At 64.5% G+C, this 21,454-nt stretch carries 15 protein-coding genes; 7 read left to right on the forward strand and 8 right to left on the reverse strand.

Going from position 1 to position 21,454, the window contains the following annotated elements; all coding sequences use genetic code 11:
• Positions 1–16 precede the first annotated feature (16 nt).
• The 5 genes from BM154_RS07490 to BM154_RS07510 all read left to right on the forward strand — a co-directional run bounded on the left by BM154_RS07490 (position 17) and on the right by BM154_RS07510 (position 6,984).
• Positions 17–502, forward strand: a complete 486-nt coding sequence (locus BM154_RS07490; RefSeq protein WP_074881833.1) for a response regulator — start codon at positions 17–19, stop codon at positions 500–502.
• 60 nt (positions 503–562) lie between these two features.
• Positions 563–2,953, forward strand: a complete 2,391-nt coding sequence (locus BM154_RS07495) for a response regulator (RefSeq protein ID WP_074881836.1) — start codon at positions 563–565, stop codon at positions 2,951–2,953.
• 105 nt (positions 2,954–3,058) lie between these two features.
• Positions 3,059–5,170: a hybrid sensor histidine kinase/response regulator gene (locus BM154_RS07500; protein WP_074881839.1), complete on the forward strand. Its 2,112-nt coding sequence runs from the start codon at positions 3,059–3,061 to the stop codon at positions 5,168–5,170.
• Between the two features lie 111 nt (positions 5,171–5,281).
• Positions 5,282–5,575: a hypothetical protein gene (locus BM154_RS07505; protein WP_070886050.1), complete on the forward strand. Its 294-nt coding sequence runs from the start codon at positions 5,282–5,284 to the stop codon at positions 5,573–5,575.
• 167 nt (positions 5,576–5,742) lie between these two features.
• Positions 5,743–6,984 carry an MFS transporter gene (locus BM154_RS07510; RefSeq protein WP_074881841.1) on the forward strand — a complete coding sequence of 414 codons (1,242 nt, stop codon included), beginning with the start codon at positions 5,743–5,745 and terminating at the stop codon, positions 6,982–6,984.
• Between the two features lie 35 nt (positions 6,985–7,019).
• Here BM154_RS07510 and BM154_RS07515 read toward each other — a convergent pair whose 3' ends face one another.
• Genes BM154_RS07515 through BM154_RS07525 form a run of 3 tightly spaced genes read right to left on the reverse strand, consistent with a single transcriptional unit; the run spans position 7,020 to position 11,970 of the window.
• Complete coding sequence (locus BM154_RS07515; protein WP_139225399.1) at positions 7,020–8,741, reverse strand: J domain-containing protein; 1,722 nt, start codon at positions 8,739–8,741, stop codon at positions 7,020–7,022.
• Positions 8,738–10,273 carry a J domain-containing protein gene (locus tag BM154_RS07520; protein WP_074881847.1) on the reverse strand — a complete coding sequence of 512 codons (1,536 nt, stop codon included), beginning with the start codon at positions 10,271–10,273 and terminating at the stop codon, positions 8,738–8,740. Before BM154_RS07520 ends, BM154_RS07515 begins: the two co-directional genes overlap by 4 nt.
• 5 nt (positions 10,274–10,278) lie before the next feature.
• Positions 10,279–11,970: a molecular chaperone HscC gene (locus tag BM154_RS07525; protein WP_074881850.1), complete on the reverse strand. Its 1,692-nt coding sequence runs from the start codon at positions 11,968–11,970 to the stop codon at positions 10,279–10,281.
• Positions 11,971–12,228: 258 nt separating this feature from the next.
• On the opposite strand from BM154_RS07525, the gene BM154_RS07530 reads away from it, so the two are divergent.
• Both BM154_RS07530 and trmA read left to right on the forward strand, forming a co-directional pair.
• Positions 12,229–13,518, forward strand: coding sequence for an NCS2 family permease (locus BM154_RS07530; RefSeq protein WP_074881853.1), 1,290 nt, complete (start codon positions 12,229–12,231; stop codon positions 13,516–13,518).
• A gap of 351 nt (positions 13,519–13,869) precedes the next feature.
• Positions 13,870–14,967: a tRNA (uridine(54)-C5)-methyltransferase TrmA gene (gene trmA / locus BM154_RS07535; protein WP_074881855.1), complete on the forward strand. Its 1,098-nt coding sequence runs from the start codon at positions 13,870–13,872 to the stop codon at positions 14,965–14,967.
• Positions 14,968–15,012: 45 nt separating this feature from the next.
• Here trmA and BM154_RS07540 read toward each other — a convergent pair whose 3' ends face one another.
• From BM154_RS07540 to BM154_RS07560, 5 genes are all read right to left on the reverse strand, one after another.
• The gene (locus tag BM154_RS07540) at positions 15,013–16,248 is read right to left on the reverse strand and encodes a M20/M25/M40 family metallo-hydrolase (protein ID WP_074881858.1); all 1,236 of its coding nucleotides are present in this window, start codon (positions 16,246–16,248) and stop codon (positions 15,013–15,015) included.
• A gap of 163 nt (positions 16,249–16,411) precedes the next feature.
• A complete protein-coding gene (gene argA, locus BM154_RS07545; RefSeq protein WP_074881861.1) occupies positions 16,412–17,710 on the reverse strand; it encodes an amino-acid N-acetyltransferase in 1,299 nt (432 codons plus the stop codon).
• 118 nt (positions 17,711–17,828) lie between these two features.
• A complete protein-coding gene (gene argE, locus BM154_RS07550; RefSeq protein ID WP_074881864.1) occupies positions 17,829–18,977 on the reverse strand; it encodes an acetylornithine deacetylase in 1,149 nt (382 codons plus the stop codon).
• Between the two features lie 224 nt (positions 18,978–19,201).
• Positions 19,202–20,467 carry an inorganic phosphate transporter gene (locus tag BM154_RS07555; RefSeq protein WP_074881867.1) on the reverse strand — a complete coding sequence of 422 codons (1,266 nt, stop codon included), beginning with the start codon at positions 20,465–20,467 and terminating at the stop codon, positions 19,202–19,204.
• Positions 20,468–20,505: 38 nt separating this feature from the next.
• Positions 20,506–21,186 carry a TIGR00153 family protein gene (locus tag BM154_RS07560; protein ID WP_074881870.1) on the reverse strand — a complete coding sequence of 227 codons (681 nt, stop codon included), beginning with the start codon at positions 21,184–21,186 and terminating at the stop codon, positions 20,506–20,508.
• Positions 21,187–21,454 lie beyond the last annotated feature (268 nt).

A 21,454-nucleotide genomic window follows, 5' to 3' on the forward strand; every position in this document is an offset into this window, starting at 1 on the left:
CGGGACGAGGACTTTAATGCTCAAACCGATTCTGCTGGTCGAAGACAATCCACATGATCTCGAGTTGACCCTGATTGCCCTGGAGCGCAGCCAACTGGCCAACGATGTGATCATCATGCGTGATGGCGCCGAAGCACTGGACTACCTGTTCCGCCGCGGCGACCACGCAGACCGGCTGCCCGGCAACCCGGCGATCATGATGCTCGACCTCAAGCTGCCCAAGGTCGACGGCCTGGAAGTGCTCAAGGTGGTGCGCGAATCGCCCGACCTGCGCAGCATCCCGATCGTCATGCTGACCTCCTCGCGCGAGGGGCCCGACCTGCAGCGCGCCTACGAATTGAACGTGAACGCCTACGTGGTCAAACCGGTCGAATTCAAGGCCTTCGTCTCGGCCATCTGCGACCTGGGTGTATTCTGGGCGGTGCTCAACGAGCCGCCTCCGGGTTCCCTGCGTTTGCAGCGACGCGCCGCGGATGACGAGCAACCAGTCAGCGACACTTGATGCCAGCTGATCTGCGCGTGATACACAGGCCTACCACAGACCGTAATCGACGACCTTTCCATGCCGCTCGTGCCTCTTAAACTGCTGTTCATCGAAGACAGTCCGCATGACGCGGAACTGGCCCTGCTCGCATTGGAACGCAACGGTCTGCTGGTCGACAGCACGCTGGTCTACGACCATGAGGCTGCCGAGCGTGCCTTGCACAATGAACGTTTCGATCTGATCATTTCCGATTACCTGCTGCCAGGCTCGTCGGGGGCCCAAGCGCTGGAAGTCGCGCGGCGCCTGGCGCCGGAAACGCCATTCATCTTTCTTTCCGGCATGTTCGGTGAAGAGCATGCGGTAGAGATGATGCGCCTGGGCGCCGTAGATTACGTGCTCAAGCAGAACCTGCCCTTCCTGCCCAAGGCCATCGACCGTGCCATGGCCGAGGTCAACGAGCGTGAGCAGCGGCGCCGTGTGGAAGACACCCTGCAGGCCGTCGAGGCCCGCGCCCGGCTGGCCATCGGTGCGGCGCGCATGGGCATGTGGGATTACGTGCCGGCCACCGATACGCTGATCTGGGACGAGCGCTGCCGTGCCCTCTACGAGCTGCAGCCGGACGCCGAGGTCGACATGACCATGTTCCTGGGCCGCTGCCACCCGGACGACCGTGCCCAGCTCAAGAAGCGCGTCAATGAAGCGCTGGCCAGCGATACCGGCAACGAGTTCCAGGCCGAATTCCGCCTGCCGTTGAGCAATGGCAGCAAACGCTGGATTTCCGCTCGCGGCCAGGCGTTTTTCGATGACGGAAAGTGCACCCGTTTTCTTGGCGTGCTGCACGATATCACCGAGCAGAAGCAGGCCAACGAGGCCCTGCTGCGCCTCAACGACGTGCTCGGCGAGCGTGTCGAAAAGCGTACCCGCGAGCGCGACCGCAACTGGGAGCTGTCCCGTGACCTGCTGGCCGTGCTGCGCTTCGACATGCACCCCAGCGCCCTCAACCCCGCCTGGGAGCAAACCCTCGGCTGGACACGCCAGCAACTGACCCAGGGCCCGCTGTGGGAACTGGTGCACAGCGACGACCAGAACGACACCCAGGCGCACATCGCCCGCGTGACCTCAAGCAACGTTTCGGTGCGCTTCGTCAATCGCATGCGCCACGCCAGCGGTGACTACCACTGGCTGTCATGGATCGTGGTGCCGGATGACGACCTGCTCTACGCCACCGTCCGCGACATCACCCACGAGCGGGCGGTGGTCGAGGAACTGGCGGCCACCAACCAGCAGCTGCGTGAACAGATCGCCGAACGCGAGCGCGTCGAAGCCACGCTGCAGCAGATGCAGCGCCTGGAAGCGGTCGGCCAGCTCACGGCAGGCGTGGCCCACGACTTCAACAACCTGCTGACGGTGGTGCTGACCAGTACCAGCTTCCTGATCCGCGACCTGGAAAAGGGCAATCTGGACAAGGCACGTGGGCGCCTGCAGAACATCACCGACGCCGGTGAGCGCGGCGCCAAGCTGACCGGCCAGTTGCTGGCCTTTTCGCGGCGCCAGCGCCTGGTGCCGGAGGCGGTCAACCTGGGCGAAACCGTGCAGGGCATGCTCGAACTGCTGAAGAGCACCCTAGGCGGTAGCGTGCTGATCGAAACCGCGACCGAAACCGACCTCTGGCACGCGCGGGTCGACCCGACGCAGATCGAACTGATCATCCTCAACCTGGCGATCAATGCCCGCGACGCCATGGGCGTTGGCGGCACACTGCGCCTGAGCACCAGCAACGAGGTGATCAGCGAGGCACCGCGCCGCCCGGAGGATCCGGAGCCCGGCGATTATGTGGTGCTATCCGTGCAGGACTCCGGCAGCGGCATGAGCGAGGCGGTGCTGGCCAAGGCCTTCGAGCCGTTCTTCACCACCAAGGAGATCGGCAAAGGCTCGGGCCTTGGCCTGGCGCAGGTATTCGGTTTCGCCAAGCAGTCCGGCGGCGGCGCACGCATTCTCACCAAGATGGGCGTGGGTACCACGGTCAAGGTCTACCTGCCGGGGCTGCGCAATATAGTCCCGCTCGAACAGCAGGTATCCAGTCAGCCGCTGCCGGTCGCCGAACCCGGTGACCAACGCACCATCCTGCTGGTCGACGATGACCCTCGGGTGCGCGAAGTCACTGCCTTGACCCTCGATGAACTGGGTTACCAGGTGCGCGAAGCCGACAGTGGCAGCGATGCCCTGGCCAAGCTCGACCACGATATCGACCTGCTGCTGGCCGATTTCGCCATGCCCGGCATGAACGGTGCCGAGCTGGCTCAGGCGGCACGACGGCGCTACCCGCAACTGCCGGTGGTATTCGTCACCGGCTACGCCGAGCTGGGCGGCCTGGACGCCGATGCGGCATTCATCGTGCAGAAACCCTACCGTAGCGATGAACTGGCGGAAAAGCTGCAACACGCCTTCTCCAGCAACAAACCCACCTGAATCCAGCAGCGCAGCGGCTGCAGCGAGCCCGGCCCCAGCACCGGGCCGCTGCAGCGGCCAGAGCACCAGAATAGGCTCTCCCGATCCATGTCCGCGACGCCCGCCATGCCACCCGAATCCTGCCTGTTTGCCGGCCAGTCCGGCGAAACAGTCGACCTCATCCGGCGTTTCGACTGGGCAGCCACGGCGCTCGGCCCGCTGGCGCAGTGGCCGGATGTGCTGATCAGCAGCACACGCCTGATGCTCTCCTCTCCGACGCCCATCGTGCTGCTGTGCGGCAGCCGCGGCGTGCTGATCTACAACGATGCTTACGCGGCCTTCGCCGGCCAGCGGCATCCGCAGATCTTCGGCCTGCCCGCCGAAGAAGCCTGGCCGGAAATCGCCGAGTGGAATCGGCATGTGCTCGCCATGGGGCTGAGCGGCCGCTCGATGTGCCAGGAAAACCTCCACCTGCAACTGCACCGCCCTGGCCTGCAGGAAGATGCGTGGATGAACCTGTACTACAACCCCTTGCTCGATAGCGCCGGCCATTCCCACGGCATGATGTGCATCGTGGTGGAAACCACCAATCAGATCGTCGCCATCGAACAGCGTACCCAGGCTGAAGCCGAGTTGCGCAGTGCCAACGAGCGTATCGAACTGGCGCTCAATGCCGGCGCCGTGCTCGGCACCTGGGTGTGGGACATTCCCAACGACCGCGTGACCGGCGACGAGCGCTTCGCTCGTGCCTTCTGCGCGGAACCGCAGGAGGCGGCCAGCGGCATGGCGCTGGATCGGGTGACCACCGCCATTCACCCGCAGGATCGCCCCCTGGTGCGCGCGATGATCGAACGTACCATCGCCGACGGTGGCAGTTACCGCGCCGAATATCGCGTGCTGCAGGCCGATGGCGGCTATCGCTGGATCGAGGCGAACGGGCGCTGCGAACTGGCGCCCGATGGCACGCCGCTGCGCTTTCCCGGCGTATTGATCGATATCGACGAGCGCAAACGCACCGAACTGGCCCTGCGTCAGCTGACCCAGACCCTCGAGGAGCGGGTCAGCGAGGCGATACGCCAGCGTACCCAGGCCGAGGAACAGCTGCGCCAGGCGCAGAAGATGGAAGCCATCGGCCAGCTCACCGGCGGCATCGCCCATGACTTCAACAACCTGCTGGCCGGCATTCTCGGCAGCCTGGAGCTGATCCAGCGCAAGCTGCCAGCCAGCGAGAACCCGCAACTGGGCAGGTTCATCGACGCGGCCATCGCCTCTGCCAACCGCGGCGCTTCACTGACCCACCGCCTGCTGGCCTTTGCCCGCCGCCAGTCGCTGGACATGCGTGCGGTCGAGGTCAACGGCCTGGTGCGGGCCATCGAAGAATTGCTGGTGCGCACCCTGGGCGAGCAGATCAGGCTGGACATCCACCTGGCCGACGACCTGTGGCCGACCCGCAGCGATGGCCACCAGTTGGAGAACGCGCTGATCAACCTGGCCATCAACGCCCGGGATGCCATGCCCAATGGCGGCACGCTGCGTATCGAGACCCGTAACACCCAGCTCGACGAAGCCGGCGCGCAGCACTATCAGGTACCGGCCGGCGACTACCTGCTGCTATCGGTCAGCGACACCGGTTGCGGAATGTCAGAGGCAATCATCCGCCACGTATTCGAGCCCTTCTTCACCACCAAACCCATTGGCCAGGGCACCGGTCTGGGCCTGCCGATGGTCTATGGCTTCGTCAAACAGACCGGCGGCTACCTGCACCTGGAAAGCCAGGTCGGCCGTGGCACCACCCTGAACCTGTACCTGCCGCGCCTGATCGCCGCGCCTGCCGACCTGCCGCACAGCGCACCGCGCGATGCTCCGCGCGGCACCGGTGAGCGCATTCTGGTGGTCGAAGACGACAGGGTCGTGCGCATGCTGATCGTCGAGGTACTCGAGGAGCTTGGCTACCAGCTGCTGCAGGCCAGCGACGCCCAGAGCGCTCTCGGTTTGCTCGAGCAGCACGCGCCGCTCGACCTGCTGCTTACCGATGTCGGCCTGCCCGGCATGAACGGCCGGCAGCTTGCCGACGCCGCCCGGCAGCGTCAGCCCGGCCTCAAGGTGCTGTTCGCCACCGGCTACGCCGAGGGCGCCGAAATGCGCGATGGCTACCTGGGCGAGGGCATGGAGATGATCGCCAAGCCGTTCTCGTTCGAAGGGCTGGCCGGCATGCTCAAGGCCATGCTCGGCAGCTGAGCGTCCACGGCGCAGGGCGAGAGCAGAATCGCGGGAACTCCGCCTGCCGGCGGCAGCTCAATAGACAGCACCCTGGGGCCAGCGGCCCCTTCTGTTTCCAGGAATCCCTGCATGCGCGTAGAAGGCTTTTTCGAATCCCTGGGCGAAGCGTTCGGCTCGTTCATCCGCTTTATCGTCGATGCCCTGAGTGGCGTATTCGGCATGCTTGCCGGTGCCGTGGCCAGTTTCATCGATGGCTTGTCTGGCGCCTTGGGAGTCACACCCTCGCTGCTCAGCATCGCCGTGCTGCTGCTCGGGCTGATTCTGCTCTACAGCGCGGTGCGCTCGTTCATGCGGGGCTCGGTGATCGGCGGGCTGATCTGGCTGCTGCTTGGCTTATGGCTGCTTAGCGGGCTGATCCACTAGGCCAGCAAGATGTGGTTGAAGAGAACCCTTTGACCGGGCGCTTCGTGCACATCCCCTGGCCTGCAAGCAGCACGGCGACGTTGGTCGTCAGACATCACATGTTGCATCCAAATGTTTCAGCGGACGTGCTAGTCTAAGCGGACGTTGTTAGCCGCCTAAGTATCCCAATGTCCGTTCATGGTCAGTTGCTACTGCGTCATCACACGCCCTTCATTCGCTTCTGGCTGGCACGCGTCTTTACTGCCAGCGGCTTCCAGATGCTCACCGTGGCCATTGGCTGGCAGATGTACAGCCTTACCGGCAACGTGCTCGACCTGGGCCTGGTCGGCCTGGTCGAATTCCTGCCCAAGATCCTCTTCATCCTGCTGACCGGCCATGTCGCCGACCGCTTCGACCGCCGCAAGGTCGCCGCGCTGTGCCAATGCGGCCAGGCCATCGTAGCCGTCACCCTATTGCTGGGCAGCAGCACCGGCAGCCTGACCCGCGAGATGATCTTCGTCATCGCCTTCATGATGGGCACCGCCCGGGCGTTCGAAATGCCCACCACCCAGGCGCTGCTGCCCAATATCGTGCCGCCCGCCCTGTTCCCCGCCGCCGTGGCAGCTTCGAGCTCGGCAATGCAGACCGCCACCATCGTATCCCCGGCCTTGGGCGGCGTGCTCTACGCCGTGGCGCCGGCCTGGGTCTACGGCCCTGCTCTGATGTTGTACCTGATCGCCATGGCCCTGATGCTCAGCCTGCCCTCGCAGCAGAAACCGCTGAAGCAGAAGATCTCGGTGGAATCGCTGCTGGCCGGCTTCCGTTTCATCCGCAGCCGCCCGGAAGTGTTCGGCGCCATTTCCATGGACATGTTCGCCGTGCTGCTCGGCGGCGCCACCGCGCTATTGCCGGTATTCGCCAAGGACATTCTGCTCACCGGCCCCTGGGGCCTCGGTCTGCTGCGCTCGGCGCCGGCGGTGGGCGCGTTGCTGATGTCGATCTACCTGGCGCGCCACCCCATCGAGCGGCGGGTCGGCCCGGTGATTCTCGGCTCGGTGGCGATCTTCGGGGTGGCGACCATCGGCTTCGGCCTGTCCACCTCGCTGTGGTTCAGCCTGGCGACCCTGGTACTGCTCGGCGCCGCCGACATGGTGAGCATGGTGATCCGCGGCGCCTTCGTGCAACTGCAGACACCTGACGAGATGCGCGGCCGGGTCGGCGCGGTGAACAGCCTGTTTATCGGCGCGTCCAACCAGCTCGGCGATTTCCGCGCCGGGGTCAGCGCCGCCTGGTTCGGCACCGTACCGGCGGTATTGATGGGCGGCGTTGGCGCCATCGGCATCAGCCTGCTGTGGATCAGGCTGTTCCCGGCGCTGTCGAGCCGGGATCGGATTCGTGATCCGCTGGTGGGGGATGAGAAAGCGTCCTAGACAGATACCAGGAATTTGCTCTCAGCCTGGCGCCCCTAGGGCGCTTGCGTTTCCGAAGGCGTTTCACCTGGGTTCCGCCGAGCCCCGCTCGCCCTGCCGGGATGCATACACTCTTCGCGAGTCGTGTAGCCAAGCAGCTTGCAAGCCTCCAAAAGCGCCGCAGGATGCATTGCCTGTTCTCGGTCCTTCTGCTTCACCGTGATGATCACTTTCGAAAGCACGAAGGCCGCCACCAGAATCAACACCCAGATCAGGATCTGCTTGCGCACGGACGCCAAGAGAAGCCAGCCGCGGACCAGCCACGCAGCCGGGGCACCACCCCGCGCGGCAACATCGACGAACTGCACGCACAGGATGAACGTCGTCAGCGCCAGCACTGTGGATGCGATGGGGCCGGCCGCCCAGTGAGCGGTTAGTGCCGCGAACGCCGCACTGGGCACGATATGCCTCAGCAACAGCAGGCCACTGCCATCACGCACCCAACGCGGCGGTATCAAGCGCAGACTGATGCCCATATCGAAAACCACGCACCACCTGGCCAGTCTGTTCCAGAGTTTGATAAGCAAGCGGAACACGACCAATAACGCCGTGCCGAGGGCCGCCACCGCAACCACCGTAACGGCAAGGCCCTTCGTGCTTTCGGATGGGCTGCTCAGTACGAACATCATCAGGCATAGATACAACCAGAACACCGGATACAGCTGCACCCAGCCGTTGCCCGGGCGCCAGTCCCGCCACCGTAGCAGATAAGACAAACCAAAGTAGTTCAGCAGGTCGTCATGATGCTCGACGCGCCAAGCCAGCTCTTCGCAGGCTTGCCAGTCAACATCATCGAAGCCGTCCACCAACTTGCGGCGCTCGCCTTCACGCATCGGCTTGAGTAAAAACCAGACAGCACGCGAAGTTGGCGAGGCCGGCTGCTCTTCGTTCAGAGACTGGCGCAACTCGGCGCGCAGCGCCACGGCGCCGCGGCGTAAACAAAGCTCATCCCAACGTTCGTCGTCACAGGGCAACTGACCACGTGCCTCGTCCCAGTCGAACAGACGGCAAATTTCATCGAAGAAGCTCAGTGACCAGCCAAGGTTACTTTCAAGCAAGGCCAGCACGCCTTGCTGCAGATAACTGCTGCGATCGAATGGCTGTACCCAGGGCTGCTTCTTCAACTGCCTGACTGACTCGAGAACCGCCTGATCCTGCTCAGACTCCAATTGCGAATGCCATTGCCACAATTCGGCACTCAGCAGGCGCTCGGCCAGGGCGTTCATCGTCGGCATCGGCAGATAGTCGGCCTGCCACGGCGTTAACCAGCTCAGCTGCGTCATGGCCCAGCGCACGGTTTCATCAGCCTGGTCGCCGGGCAGCTGAGCGCGGCGCAGCAATTCCAATTCGAATGCCCTGTCCTGCCCGGCCTCCCGAGCCTGAAGCAGCGCCTCATCAAGCGAAGCGCAGCTGTGCAGCAGACTGACGACCCACGCCTGCTCGTCAAGCTGACGTTGCTGGGTTTCCGTCAACCGTGCGGTCAGGTGCTGTGCATCGTTGATCAGCGCTGGCGTAAAAGGCTCATCTAAAGCAGCAGGTGCTTCTACGTTCTGAAAACGCTGCGCCCAATCCAACGCCCACTCATAGGCCTCACGCAGGCGCTGGAAGGCATCCGGGTCTTCGTCAGGCCGTGTTTGCTTGAGCAACTGTGCATAGCGGCGCTTGATGCTGCGCGGCTCGGCCTCAGCGTCCAGACCGAGCATTTCCCAGGGGTTCACCACTCGGCCTTCTTGCTGTAGTCGACCTTGAAGGCGCCGTTGCGCCACATCGACCAGCGCGGCCAGGGTGAACGGCGGCTGCCGACCAGGCCGAGGAACACCACTTCCAGCAACAAGGCAGCGCCGAATACGACCCAGCCGGATACCAGGCTGGGTGCGAAGGCGGCGACGATCATCGCGAAGAACGCGGCCGGCAGGCCGTGGCGCAGTAGCAGCATGCCGGCGCCACGGTCACGCCAGCCAGCTGGAAGCAGCACACGACTCAGCGGCACGTCGAGGCGCGTCAGGTAGCGGGCCAGTCGGCTCCAGCCACGGACGAACATCACCATCCAGGCGACCATACCAACGCTGATCAGCAGGTCCTTGAGCCCCAGGCCGAGATAGCCGCTCGAACGTTCCAGATACACCGACATCTGCGCCTCCTGCAACGAGGTGGCAAACATGGCGGTGAACAGCAGAAGCCAGGCGTAGACCGTGGCCGGTACCGTCCATTGGCGCGGCTGCCAGCGCCGCCAATCTGTATCGATCTGCAGACCGAGCAGTTCCACCAGCTCGGGATGACGCTCGGTAAGCAGCTCGTCCAGCCCCTGGCAGGCCTGCCAGTCCTCGTCGTCGAAATGATCGGCCAATACCCGTGCTTCTCGCTCGTGCATAGGCTTAAGCAGCAGCCACGCTGCACGCTCTTCAGCGCGTAACGGCCAATCCAGTTGCAGATGCTGCTGCACACGCTGGCCCACGGCGTGGCGCTGGCAGCGCCAGCACAGCCAGTTCCAGCGCTCGACGGAGCACGGCAACTCGCCGCTGTCCTCGTTCCAGCCGAACAACCGGCACAGGCGCTCGAACAACCCGCCCGACCAGTGTTCGGTGACTTCGAGCATCCAGACCATGCCGTCCTGCAGCTTCTGGCGGCGGTCGAACGACTGCAGCCAGTCGCTGGCCAGCAGCGCGGTGGCGGCATCCACGACGGCGCGTTCCTCGCCGGCCTGCAAGCGGTGCTGCAGGGTTTCCAGCTCCAGCGCCAACAGGCGCGCGGCCAGCGCGTCCGAGTGGGTGCGCGGCAGGTAATCGGCTTGCCAGGGCGACAGCCACTGCAAGCGCTGCATGCCCCAACGCAGAATGCGCAACCCCTCTTCGTCCAGGGTGGCGCAGCGGGCCAGCAGATGACGCTGCAGATCGGCCTCCAGCCCTTGTTCGCGGGCCTGCTGCAGGGCGGCGTCCAGCGAGTCGTTGGCCTCCAGCAACTGCTTGAGGCGCGCATGCGCTGGCGCTTCAGTGGCCGCTGCGACAACGGGCTGGCCCTCCACCACCAACGTCGAGGCCGCAGCAGGCGCCTGCCGTTGCTCGGAGCCGGCATCCCGCGGCCGATCCTCGGCGGCAGCATGGGCCAACGCCTGCTCGTAGGCCTCACGCAGGCGCTGGAAGGCTTCGGCATCCTCGTCGGGACGGTGCTGTTTGAGCAATTGTGCGTAGCGGCGCTTGATGCTGCGGGTATCGGCGTCGGCGTCCAGGCCAAGCAGCGTCCATGGATTCATACTGATCAATACCCTTGTTCGATGGCATCCAGGCGCGCGGCCACTTCACCACGTGCCTCGCGGATTTCCCGCTCGTCCTGGCGCTCCAGAATGCTGGCGAAGTGCGCTGCCAGTTGCCCGACGTGCTCACGCAGGTCACCCAGGCACTCCTGATACAAGCGTTCCATGCGCGCCATCAGGGCGCTGTTGACCTGCTGGTCGCGCGGGTGAACCTTGAGCGCCTCCAGCGCGGCGAAGCGCTCGGCGATTTCCGCGGGGCTGAGTACGCCCGGGTTGTTCTCGATCACCAGGCGGTGGCTTTCGCCGGTCAGCAGTGTGTCCACCTGGGCCTCGAGCAGGCCGTTGATGTCGTAGGTGAAGCGAATATCCAGCGAGACTTCGCCGGCGGGGCGCGGCGGCACCGCCACGTCCAGTTCGCCGAGAAAGATGTTGTTGCTCACCAGCCGGCTCTCGCCCTGGTAGATGCGCACGCTGACCTGCTTCTGCCCGTCATGCAGGGTATACACGCTCTGCACCCGGCTGACCGGCACCACGCAGTTGCGCTCGATGATCGGAAGGTAATGGCCGCTCTGCTGCTGGGTGCCCACCTGCTTGGAAATCTCCACGCCCAGGCTGTAGGGGCAGACGTCGGTGAGCACCACCTCTTCGAGCGTGGCATCGCGAGCCTTGAGCGCGGCCTGGATGGCGGCGCCCTGGGCGATCACCTCGTCGGGGTTCAGGTGCATGGCCGGAAAACGGCCGAACAGGCTGGCCACCAGCTTGCGCACCAGCGGCATGCGCGTGGTGCCGCCGACCAGCAGCACTTCGTCGAGGTCGGCGACCTTGATACGCGCATCACGCAGGGCGCGCTCGATGGGCGCGCGCAGGCGCTCGAGCAGTGGTTCGCAGATGTTCAGCAGCCTGTCCTGGCTCAGCGGCAGCGTCCACTCGCGACCATCCTCACGCAGCTGGAACACTGCCTCGGGATGTTGACCAAGGGCGTGACGAATCCGCTGGGCCTCACGGCGCAGGCGCTGATAAATGGCTGGCTGTTGCGGATCGGGCAGGTCCTGGCCAGCCATGGCGCCAAGAAAGTGGGCAACCAGTGCATCGTCGAAGTCCTCGCCGCCCAGGAAGTTGTCCCCGGCGCTGGCGCGCACCTCCATGACACCCTCGAACAGCTCCAGCACCGACACGTCGAATGTGCCGCCGCCCAGGTCGAAGACCAAAAAGGTCGCCTCGCCCTTCTGATGCAGGCCGTAGGCCAGCGCCGCGGCGGTCGGTTCGTTGATCAGCTTCTCGACCTTCAGCCCCGCCAACTCGCCAGCGATACGCGTGGCCTTGCGCTGGGCGTCACTGAAGTACGCCGGCACGCTGATCACCGCCTCGCTGACCGGCTGCCCGTAGGCACGCTCGACGTCTTCCTTGAGGCTGCGCAGCACCAGCGCGGACAACTCTTCCGGGCGGAACGAACGCGACCCCAGGCGGGTGCTCTGGGCGCTGCCCATGTTCCGCTTGAACAGCGCGGCGGTAAGGTGCGGATGGGTCTGCAGGCGCTCGCGGGCAATGTCGCCGACCACCAGTTGGTCGTGGTCGTCGAGGCCGACCACGCTGGGCGTCAGCAAACGGCCCAGGGCATTGGGCACCAAGCGCGCCGCCTCGCCGTCCCAGACCGAGACCAGGCTGTTGGTGGTGCCGAGGTCGATTCCGATGATCATGTGCGTTGCAGCCTCCCTGTGCGTGCCTTGCCGCGGCGCGTCAGGCGCCGGCCGGGGCGATATTAGAGCGCTCTGACACAGCTGGGTAAAGGAGGTTTGCCGCGGTTTGCCAACTTGCCGACAGAGACCGCTGCCGAGGCCTGGGGCGGGCTGCTATGATGCCGCGCTTTCGTGGATCGGCAACGCGATATGGCACGTGAAGTGCTTTGCTTGCGCTCTGCATACTTCAACGCGTGTTCGCTGCCATCGGAGCTCCGCATGCTGGAAAGACTGTTCCAACTCAACGCACACAACACCAATGTGCGCACCGAATTGCTCGCTGGTGTCACCACCTTCCTGACCATGGCCTACATCCTGTTCGTCAACCCGAGCATCCTTGGCGAAACCGGCATGGACAAGGGCGCAGTGTTCGTCGCCACCTGCCTGGCAGCGGCCTTTGGCTCGGCGGTGATGGGCCTGATCGCCAACTACCCGATCGCCCTGGCGCCGGGCATGGGGCTCAACGCCTTCTTCACCTACACCGTGGTGATGGGCATGGGCCACACCTGGCAAGTGGCGCTGGGGGCAGTGTTCCTGTCGGCGTGCCTGTTCTTCCTGCTGTCGATCTTCAAGATCCGCGAGAGGATCATCAACAGCATCCCCCTGGAGCTGCGCTCGGCCATCGCCGCCGGCATCGGCCTGTTCCTGGCGCTGATCGCCCTGCAGAACGCCGGGATCGTCGCCGCCAACCCGGCCACCATGGTCGGCCTTGGTGATCTGAGCTCGCCGGCCGCGCTGCTGGCGATCCTCGGCTTCTTCCTGATCATCGGCATGGAAGCCCTGCGCATCACCGGCGCGGTGCTGATCAGCATCCTTGTGGTCACCGGCCTGAGCATCGCGCTCGGGGTCAGCGAGTTCGGTGGTGTGGTATCGATGCCGCCGTCTCTGGCGCCGACCTTCATGCAACTGGATATCGCCGGCGCGCTGGACGTTGGCCTGATCAGCGTGATCTTCGCCTTCCTGTTCGTCGACCTGTTCGACAACTCCGGCACCCTGATCGCCGTGGCCAAGAAGGCCGGGCTGATGCGCAAGGACGGCCATCTGCCGAAGATGGGCCGTGCCCTGATCGCCGACAGCACCGCGGCCCTGGGCGGCTCGCTGCTGGGTACCAGCACCACCACCAGCTACATCGAGTCGGCGGCGGGCGTCAGCGCCGGCGGGCGCACCGGGCTGACCGCCATAGTGGTCGCCGTATTGTTCCTGTTCGCGCTGTTTTTCGCCCCGCTGGCCGGTAGCGTACCGGCCTTCGCCACCGCCCCGGCGCTGCTGTTCGTGGCCGTGCTGATGGCCTCGGGCATGGCCGAGATCGAGTGGAGCGACATCACCGTCGCCGCGCCGGTAGTAGTCACTGCCCTGGCGATGCCGCTGACCTACTCCATCGCCACCGGTATCGCCTTCGGCTTCATTACCTGGGTGGCGGCCAAGACCCTGGCCGGGCGGTTCCGTGAATTAAATGGCATGTTGGTCGCGCTGGCGATCTTCTGCGTGATCAAGCTGGCGTTGTTCTAAGTAGAAGGCTGCTGTGCGTCGGCCCTGCGGCGTTAAAAGCAGGCTCGGATAGCCGCTTGCGGCTAACGCGCTTAAGCGCGGCCCGGAGGGCGAGCGAAGCGAGTAATGCTCATGTACAAAAGTACATTCCGCTTCCTCGCCTGTTTTTGCGGGGCCGCCGAGGCCTTGCATGGCTCTAGCTCGCGAGCCTTCAACCAAGCAGTATCAGATCGTTTGATCGTTCCCACGCTCCGCGTGGGAACGCCGCCCCCGGACGCTCCGCGTCCCGCCCCACCAATAATCGACGACACCGGCACGCCGGCAGCGGAATCGCTACAATGGCGCCCCGTTTTCCTGCCGCACGAGTGACCGATGAGCCGTCCCGCATTCGACCCCGCCGCCTACGACGCCCAACTCGCCGAGAAGAAGGCTCGCCTGGTCGAACTGCTTGCGACGTTCGCCGCGCCTGAGCCCGAGGTCTTCGAATCGCCGCGCGAGTATTACCGCCTGCGCACCGAATTCCGCCTGTGGCGCGAGGCCGGTAGCGAGAACCGTCACTACGCGATGTTCGAGGCCGGCGACAAGCACAGCCCGATCTTCTTCGAAGATTTCCCCATCGCCAGCCTGCGCATCAACCAACTGATGCCGCGCCTCAAGGCCGCCTGGCAGGGCAACCATACGCTGGGCTTCAAGCTGTTCCAGGTCGAATTCCTCACCACCCTGGCTGGCGATGCGCTGATCACCCTGTGCTACCACCGCCCGCTGGATGACGCCTGGGAAGCGGCTGCCACGCTGCTTGCCGAAGAGTTGCAGGTGAGCGTGGTCGGCCGCTCGAAGGGCAAGCGCATCGTCGTCGGCCGCCCGTACGTGGAAGAGGAACTGCAGGTCGCCGGCCGCAGCTTCCGCTACCGCCAGCCGGAGGGCGCCTTCACCCAGCCCAATGGCGAGGTGTGCCAGAAGATGCTCGGCTGGGCCTACGAGGTACTCGGCCAGCGCGATGACGACCTGCTGGAGCTGTACTGCGGCAACGGCAACTTCACCCTGCCGCTGGCCACCCGCGTGCGCAAGGTGCTGGCCACCGAGATCAGCAAGACCTCGGTCAACGCGGCACTGGCCAACCTGGCCGACAACGGGATCGACAACGTCACCCTGGTGCGCCTGTCCGCCGAGGAGCTGACCGAAGCGCTCAACGAGGTACGCCCGTTCCGCCGCCTGGCCGATATCGACCTGAAGAGCTACGACTTCGGCAGCGTGTTCGTCGACCCGCCGCGCGCCGGCATGGATCCGGACACCTGCGAGCTGACCCGCCGCTTCGAGCGCATCCTGTATATCTCCTGCAACCCGGAAACCCTGGCGCAGAACATCGCCCAGCTGCACGACACCCACCGCATCGAGCGCTGCGCGCTGTTCGACCAGTTTCCCTATACCCATCATATGGAGTCGGGTGTGCTGCTGGTGCGCCGTAGCTAACAGATCGAGATGCAGCGCGAGCACATGGCTCGCGCTGCCGCTACGCTACTGCGCCGACAGTTGGCGAATCAACGCCACCGTCAGGTACAGCCTAGGCGCGATGCTCGACAGCTCGATGTACTCGTCATCGGCATGCAGACCGGCGCCCACCACACCCATGGTTTCCAGCACCGCCGGCTTGTCGCTGCCCGGCACGTAGGCGTAACCGGCATCGGTGCCGAAGCGCATGGCGATCGGTTCGATGGTGCGGTCGATCTTGGCGTAAAGCCCCTGGGCCTGCTTGGCCAGTTGCTCGGATGCGGCATTCTTCGCCAGTGGCGGGCGCCCTTTCTCGAGTCGCACCGTGACCTCGGTATCGTCGATCAGCTTCTTCTCCACCAGGCGTTGTGCGTCGGCCAGCACGCGGTCGCTTTCGCTCAGGTCCGAATAGCGCATATCCGCCTCGGCCGAGGCGCTGGAGGGGATGATGTTGCGCTTGTCACCGGCCTTGACCATGGTCCAGTTGACCGTCGTGCCCTTGGCCGGATCGCCCAGGTCCTTGAGCTGCAGCATCTGGTGGGCCAGTTCCATGGCCGCGTTGCGCCCGGCCTCCGGCGCCGAACCCGCGTGGGAGGACTTGCCCTTGACCTCGAGCATCACGCCATTGATGCCGTTGGTGGCCACGGTCACGGCATCCTTGTCTGGCGGCTCATACGAGAACACGTAGTCATGCTGGCGGGCCAGTTCGGCGATGACCTTCTTCGAGCCGGCGGAGCCGGTTTCCTCATCCGGGTTGAACAGCACGGTCAGCGTGCCGAAGCCCTCGAATTTGTCGTCCTGCAGCAGCTTCAGTGCGTGCAGGATCATTGCCACGCCACCCTTGGCGTCGGCCACGCCAGGCCCATAGGCGCGCTCGCCCTCGACCTTGAATGGCCGCTTGGCGGCAGTGCCGGGTAGAAACACGGTGTCGTAATGCACCATCAGCAGGAAGGATTTGCTGCCGGTGCCCTTGAAGGTACCGACGATGTTGTCGCCCGCCGAGGGGCTGGCCGGAGTGGTCTCGACCTTGGCACCCAGCGCCTTGAGGCGTTCTATTAACAGCGCGCTGACGGTCTTGAGGCCCGGTTCCTGACCGGTGCCGGTATCGACATTGACCAGTTGCTCGACGGTGGCCAGGTATGACTTCTGTTCGGCCTCGGCTTTCTTGAGCAGCGCTTCAGGGGCCAGGTCGGCCGCAAACGCGGAGAACGACAGGAGTGAGAGTGCGAAGGCGGCGGTGATCGGCGAGCGTCGAATGGGCATGCGCAGTCCTTTATCGAGAGGGTGTCCTTGCAGCCTTGACCAATATGGGCCGCTGCGCCAGCCGATGGCATCGATCAAGGTCGCTGTACGTTGCCCAGCCGCGCGCCGCGACACCCGGGAAGGCGATCATCCTGGGTGTTGCTGGTGCAAATGCGGCTGCAGGTCAGATGCTCTTTTCGAAGATCTTCGAATTGCGCTGGAAGTTGTACAGTGAAGCGCGGGCGGCCGGCAGGCGCTCGACGCTGCTGGGTTCGAAACCACGCTCGCGGAACCAGTGGGCGGTGCGGGTGGTAAGCACGAACAGGGTGTTGATGCCCCGGGCGCGGGCGCGCTCCTCGATACGCTCGAGCAATTCGTCGCCACGGCCGCCATGGCGGTACTCCGGGTTGACCGCCAGGCATGCCAGCTCGCCGCAACTCGAGTCGGCGATCGGATAGAGCGCCGCGCAGGCGATGATCATGCCGTCACGCTCGACGATGCTGAACTGGCCGATCTCGCGCTCCAGCACTTCCCGCGAACGGCGCACCAGAATGCCCTGCTCCTCCAGCGGCGTGATCAGGTCGATCAGCCCACCGACATCCTCGATGTTCGCCTCGCGCAGCGATTCGAACTGCTCGGGGTCGACCATGGTGCCGCCACCATCGCGGGTGAACAGCTCGGTGAGCAGCGAGCCGTCGCCGGTGTAGCTGACGATATGGCTGCGCTTGACGCCACCGCGGCAGGCCTGGGCGGCGGCATCCAGCAGTTCGCCCTGGTAATCGCTGCCCAGGCGCTGCACATGGGCCGGCACCTGCTGCGGGCGCAGCTCGCGAATCAGCTTGCCGTCATCGTCGAGCAGGCCCTGCTGGCTGCTGAATAGGATCAGCTTGTCGGCGGCCAGGTCGGTGGCCGCACGCATGGCCACGTCTTCGCAGGCCAGGTTGAAGATCTCGCCGGTTGGCGAATAGCCGAGCGGTGACAGCAGCACGATATTGCGCTCGTCGAGCTGGCGATTGATGCCCTTGCGGTCGATGCGCCGCACTTCGCCAGTGTGGTGATAATCAACGCCATCGAGCACGCCGATGGGCCGCGCGGTGACGTAGTTGCCGCTGCTGACCCGCAGCCGCGAGCCCTGCATCGGCGAGGCGGCGATGTCCATCGACAGCCGTGCCTCGATGGCGATGCGCAGCTGGCCGACGGCGTCGATCACGCACTCCAGGGTGGCGCTGTCGGTCACCCGCAGGTCGCGGTGATAGCGCGGCTGCAGGCCACGGGCGGCCAGGCGCGCCTCGATCTGCGGGCGCGAGCCGTGCACCAGCACCAGGCGCACGCCGAGGCTGTGCAGCAGCACCATGTCGTGGACGATATTGCCGAAATTCGGATGGGCCACACCCTCGCCCGGCAGCATGACCACGAAGGTGCAGTCACGGTGGGCGTTGATGTAGGGCGAAGCGTGGCGGAGCCAGTTGACGTAGTCGTACATGTGCAGCGAAACCCTTGTGATAACGAAAGAAGCAGCAATGGGCGCGAAGCGTCCGGCCTCGCAGGCAGATTCGGTGCGTTATCGTCGTCGCAATGGCATCAGCGCAATGCTCCTCATGTCAGCGTGGGCTCAGGCAATAGTGCTGAATCAGTTGGCGCAGCAGCTGCACCGTGGGGATCAGGCGGTCGGTATCCAGATACTCGCCCGGCTGGTGGGCGCAGTCGATATCGCCGGGGCCGAGCACCAGGGTTTCGCAACCCAGTTGCTGGAAATACGGCGCTTCGGTACCGAAGGCCACCGCCTGGGCGGTGTGCCCGGTGAGCCGTTCGGCCAGGCGCACCAGCTCGGCATCGGCCGACTGCTCGTAGGGTGGCACGGCGGGAAACAGCGGCGCGAAATCAATGCTTACCTCATGGCGCTCGGCCAAGGGCTGCAACTTCTGGCGAATCGCCGCACGCAGCGCTTCGGGCTGCATGCCCGGCAACGGGCGCAGATCGAACTCCAGGGAGCACTGGCCACAGATACGGTTGGGGTTGTCACCACCATGGATGCAGCCGAAGTTGAGGGTTGGCTGCGGGACGCTGAACTGCGGGTTGCGGTACTCCTGCTGCCACTGGCGGCGCAGTTGCATCAGCTCGCCCATCACCTCGTGCATGACATCCAGGGCGCTGCGGCCCAGAGCCGGATTGGAGGAGTGGCCGCTCTGCCCGAGGATGTCGATGCGCTCCATCATCACGCCCTTGTGCAGGCGGATCGGCTTGAGCCCGGTGGGCTCGCCGATGACCGCCGCGCGGCCCAGCGGCCGCCCGGCTTCGGCCAGCGCCCGGGCGCCGGACATCGAGCTTTCCTCGTCGCAGGTGGCGAGGATGATCAGCGGTTGCCTGAACGGCTGGTCGAGCAGCGTCTGCACCGCCTCGATGATCAACGCGAAGAAGCCCTTCATGTCGCACACGCCCAGGCCGACCCAGCGATCACCGGTTTCGGTGAGTTTGAGCGGGTCGCTCTGCCACAGGGCTTCGTCGAACGGCACGGTATCGCTGTGCCCGGCCAGCACCAGACCGCCAGGGCCGCTGCCGTAGGTGGCGATCAGATTGAACTTGCCCGGCTCAACCTGCTGTTTTTCACAGGAGAAACCCAGCTCACTCAGCCAGTTGGCCAACAGATCGATGACCGGCTGGTTGGATTGATCCAGGGCGGGCTGGGTGCAACTGACCGATGGCACGGCGATCAGCGCCGCGAAGCGATCCTTGAGGGGGAGAAATGACATGGCGGCTCTCTCGGGTCGGTCGCCTCATCATAGAGTGAAGCGTTGCCCGCGAGAACCGCCAATAGAGAATCGCTGTTTTTCAGGGCCGACAATCGAGTAGGAGTGGCTTTAGCCACAAGCTTTTCATCGGGTTACAAAGAGCCCGGGGCTAAAGCGGATCGCCGCCCGGCCCCTCCTACCAAAGCATGCGCTCGTTAACGGCCGCGCAGCAGACCGTCAAACGATCACAAGAAGATCAGCATGAAGATTTCAAGATAGATAATCGCCAGCGCGGCACCAATCGGCAGGGTCACCACCCATGAGGTGAAGATCCGCCCGACTACCGCCAGGTTGAGCGCGCCGATGCCCCGCGCCATGCCGATGCCCAGTACCGCACCGACCAGCGTGTGAGTGGTGGAGATCGGCAGGCCGATGCCCGACGCGGCGACGACGGTGGCGGCGGTGGCCAGCTCGGCGGCGAAACCGCGGCTCGGGGTCAGCTCGGTGATTTTCTTGCCGATGGTGGCGATCACCTTCCAGCCATAGGTGGCCAGGCCGATGACGATGCCCACGGCGCCCATCAGCAGCACCCAGCCGGGTACCGAAGACTGGCCGCCGATGGCCATGTCGCCACCCGCCTCGATTACCCCTACCACCGCTGCCAACGGGCCGACGGCGTTGGAGACGTCACTGGCGCCGTGGGCGAAGGCCATGGAACAGGCAGTGAAGATCATCAGCACCGCGAAGACCTTCTCGACGCTGGCGAAATGGAAGTCCTTGTCGGCTTCCTCGTCCAGCTTGATGCGGCGCAGCAACAGCATGCCCAGGCCGGCCACCAGAAGACCGACACCGGCGGACAGCAGAATGCTCTGGCCGGTGGTGAAGTTCAGGCCGACGTGCTTGAGGCCCTTGGTAAAAGTCATCAGCGCCAGCATGAAGCCGGTCAGGAACATGTACACCGGCACCCAGCGCTTGGCGTTGCGAAATGGATCCTCGGTGTCGAAGATCAGCCATTGCACGCTCATGAACAGGCCGAAGGCCAGCAGACCGGAAATGAAGGGGGTCACCACCCAGCTGGAGACGATCGGCACCAGGCCGCCCCAGTTCACCGCATCGACCGATACGCTGACCGAGGCGAAACCGATGAGGGCGCCGACGATCGAGTGGGTGGTGGAGACCGGCCAGCCGCGAATCGAGGCGATCAGCAGCCAGGTACCGGCCGACAACAACGAGGCCATCATGCCCAGCACGAACATGTCGGCGGGAATCACCGAGGCATCGACGATGCCGTTCTTGATGGTTTCGGTGACCTGCCCACCGGCCAGATAGGCACCGCAGAACTCGAAAACCATGGCGATCAGGATCGCCTGCTTGATGGTCAGTGCCTTGGCACCCACCGAGGTACCCATGGCATTGGACACATCATTGGCACCAACGCCCCACGCCATGAACAAACCAAAGCAGCAGGCCATCACGAGGAGTACGAAACCGTAGTCCGCGACAAGAGACATAGAGATTTACCTGTAAACCCAGAAAGGATGCTGGCGAGTCAGCGCGCCAGCAGTTGTTCCAGTCGGTTGCCTACGCGCTCGGCGCGATCGGCAATGTCTCCGACCCAGTCGATGATCCGATAGAGGAACATCACATCGACTGCGGGAAGATCCTTTTCCAGTTTGAACAAGGTGCGGCGCACCTCGATCTGCTGGCGGTCGGTTTCGCGCTCGATTTCCTCGAGCTCCTCGACCATGCGCTCGACCAGGGTGGCCTCACGACCGGCGAAACCGGCCTCGAGCAGCGAATCCAGCTCCTTCATCGCCTTGAGTGCCTGGGCACTGGCGTCCACGCAACGCTGCACATACGCCAGCATCAGCGGCTGCAGCGCGGCAGGGATGGTCATGGAACGGCCCAGCATCAACCCGGCGATATCCTTGGCCCGGTTGGCGACCTTGTCCTGGGTGCTGAGCAGTTCCAGCAGATCGGAACGCGGTACCGGCAGAAACAGGCTCTTGGGCAGGTGCATGCGCACGTTCTTCTTGAGCTTGTCGGCCTCGTTCTCCAGGCGCACCATGGCCTGCTGCACCTGCTCGACCCGCGTCCAGTCTTCGGCCATCACAGCCTCGAAGAATGGCACCAGATTGGCGGCGCATTCATGAGCCTTGGCGATATGCTGTTGCATCGGCCCGATCGGCGAGCGGCCAAACAGGCTGCTGATGAACGGATTGCTTGGCATGGGGGTGACCCCTGTCTGTCAAAGAGGCGGCAAGTATACGGATGACATCCTGGCCAGGCCAGCGCGTGTCATCGTTTGGTCATAAAGTCGTATTTCGTCACTGATTTCCCGCGAAAAGCGGATGAAAATCAGGAAAAATACCAGCATGAATATTTTCACCACACCCCACTCCGGCGTCAGCCATGTTCGCCGACCTGCATCCGCCGCGCTTTTGCTCTACCCTGTACGGCCTAACGTGCGGGGCAGCGCCTCGCACCGCGCAACCCCC

Source organism: Phytopseudomonas argentinensis (assembly GCF_900113905.1).
In the GTDB taxonomy this organism is placed as follows: Bacteria; Pseudomonadota; Gammaproteobacteria; order Pseudomonadales; family Pseudomonadaceae; genus Aquipseudomonas; species Aquipseudomonas argentinensis.